Raw genomic sequence first — 2,752 nt, 5'->3', positions numbered from 1 at the left:
TATCGCGTCTTTGGATCTAGAATTTTCATCAAAAAACCTTAACCGAACCGTATTGTGTTATAAATTACTATTTTTAGCTGAAAGTATAGTGCTTTTCTTCAATTTCTTTGTTAAGAATAGCTTTTTTATCGACTAGCTACGGAATTAAAACTGCGTAGAATTTATTTTTAGACAACATCTAAAAAAGACTTAAATAAAGGAGTTATGTCCTAATATTTAGTGTGTGGAACTTGATTTTTAACGTTGACTAAGAAAGAATGAATATTGAGTCTAACATCTTGTAGACACTCTTGGTGACAACTTAACCTTATCCAATGTCCACAGTCCGCGAAAGCGGACTTTTTTTTATATTAGCTGAGAGCTATTAATCAAACTGATTAGCTCATTATTGAGAAGTGAATTAATTACTTGAATATGAAATTTATAAGACATAAGAGCCTATTTATAAAGTAAATATTAAGTAGGGGCGTGGCAAGCCTAAAATGTTTCAATAGATTTTTGAGAAAATTGAGATAAATCAATGTTTTCTGCTTTTTTCCTAATGCACGACTTTAGCTTTGCCACGCCAGTAGAGTGTGTTACGACTGTGTGGAATTTTAGGGACTGCTATATGAGTTATTTTTTGACGCTTCCTAACACTTCCATCACTTCTGCTTCCGGTTTTACCCTAGCTTCTGCTTCCAGAAATTCAGCTACTTGAGCCTCAATTTCATCCCGAACAATTTGGCGATATTCCAAGAAATGCTCAATTTGGGCACAAACAGCTAAGTAGCTACTCACCCCACCTCGATTATGCTGATACATGTTCCACAAGTTGCGCCAGAATTGCCAGCGCGTCTGACGAAGTAGACCTTGACGCCAACAAATCACCAGCAACGCTCGGAGTACTTTCCAGTTCAATGGTTTTTTGGCACCTTTGCCCTTTTTTGGGTAGGTTGCTTCGCCTAAAAGACGGAAGTGTTTGTATGTACGCTCTAAAAACCGTTCTGGCTCATACAAATCACAGAAAGCCTGCACATATTCACGAGCGATGTCTTCTAACGGTCGAGTTGGTACAAAATTCATCAACGTGGTTTGGTTGATGTTTGCAGATTTATTGCGGAGTCGTCCTTCCTTTTCTAATCTATGCCAGAGGGCTGTATCTGGAAGTGCTTGCAGCATACTAAACAAGGCTGTGGGAATTGCTGTCTGCTCGACAAATTTGACAATTCGTGCGCCTGCACCTGCCTTTTCGCCATCAAACCCAATAATAAAACCTGCCATGACTCGCAGCCCTGAGCGGGTAATCTTATTCACCGCCTCACTGAGTGAGTCTCGCGTATTCTGGTATTTCTGAGTGAAAGTGAGACTTTCTTCGTCGGGGGTTTCAATTCCCAGAAAAACGGCTCCAAAATTACACGCTACCATCAAGTCCATCAGTTCTTGATCTTGGGCTAAATCAACTGAAGCCTCTGTGGCAAAGGAAAAAGGATAGTTATGTTCTACCATCCACGGCAAAAGGGACTTCAAAAATAATTTGACATTCCGCTTATTGCCGATGAAGTTGTCATCCACCATAAAAATACTGCGCCGCCAACCCAGTTTATAGAGGTAATCAAGTTCTGCTAATATTTGTTCTGGGTTTTTAGTGCGGGGTTTGCGACCGTATAGCACAATAATGTCGCAGAATTCACACTGAAAAGGACATCCACGCGAAAATTGCACTGACATCTCCGCGTATGCTTCCAACTCTAGCAAGTCAAAGCGAGGAGTTGGAGTATTAGTTACATCTGGTTTTTCACCGCCAGAGCGAAAAATACCTGTGCGATCGCCCCGTGCGATCGCTGCTACAAATAAAGGTAGGGTAATTTCCCCTTCGTCTAATATCAAGTAGTCTGCTCCGGCAGATGTCATTTCATTTGGTAGCGCCGTCGGGAAGGGCCCACCCACAGCGACTTGTTTACCTCTCTGCTTTGCTTCCAATATTTGAGAGAGCAAATCCTCTTTTTGCACAATCATCGCCGACATAATAACCAAATCTGCCCAAGCCCATTCTGCCTCTGTACAGACACGAACATTACGATCTACTAGCTTGAAATTCCATTCCTGGGGTAAAATCGCCGCTACAGTCACCAAGCCTAAAGGCGGTAGCATTGCTTTACGGTCTAATAAAGCCAGAGTCTTTTCAAAAGACCAAAAACTTTTTGGAAAACGAGGGTATAGAAGTAAAACGTTCATATTTGATGCTTATAAACCTTGATTTTTGTTACTGGTTTAGTTCATATAAAACTAAACTAGTCGTGAGAACACATTAGAGGAGCTTCTGTATCCAGTAGCTATAATCTCTACTATGACTTATTTAGACAAAGCAATATCTTGTCAGGGCGATTATTACTGTTTTCAGACTAGAAAGATTCCGCCTACAATATGCGAGGCGAAAACCCAAGAGCGAAAGTACTGAGTACTCTCCTTCTTACTCAGCACTCAGCACTGAGTCTGGTAAAGGATTTCGCCGGAAATAACAGGACTTGTGGGACGCTTCTTGTATCCTGCCTCCTTCAAGACTTGGCAAATTGGCAATTTTGAGGAAATTAACTGTGTTATTTTCAATACTATACAAGGTGTATTTGCACTTTCAAGCTATTTAGACGGGCTACAACCCGTCTTTATTTATTGCGATCGCAGATGTCTATACATAGATAATACGTCTCTTCAATCCTGACTTTTCACGTTATGTGGAAAAGTCCACCAAAAACCTAACCCCCTAACCCCC

The 2,752-nt window shown here is 41.0% G+C and carries 1 protein-coding gene; it reads right to left on the bottom strand.

What is annotated here, in order from left to right; translation table 11 throughout:
• Positions 1-615: 615 nt before the first annotated feature.
• The gene (locus tag ABF638_RS37625; protein ID WP_435027828.1) at positions 616-2,217 is read right to left on the bottom strand and encodes a B12-binding domain-containing radical SAM protein; all 1,602 of its coding nucleotides are present in this window, start codon (positions 2,215-2,217) and stop codon (positions 616-618) included.
• Between the last annotated feature and the right edge of the window lie 535 nt (positions 2,218-2,752).

It is taken from the genome of Nostoc sp. CALU 1950 (assembly GCF_051172895.1).
Lineage (GTDB): Bacteria > Cyanobacteriota > Cyanobacteriia > Cyanobacteriales > Nostocaceae > Nostoc > Nostoc edaphicum_A.
Note: the sequence above shows the minus strand (reverse complement) of the source record. Positions and strands in the feature narration are given on the sequence as shown.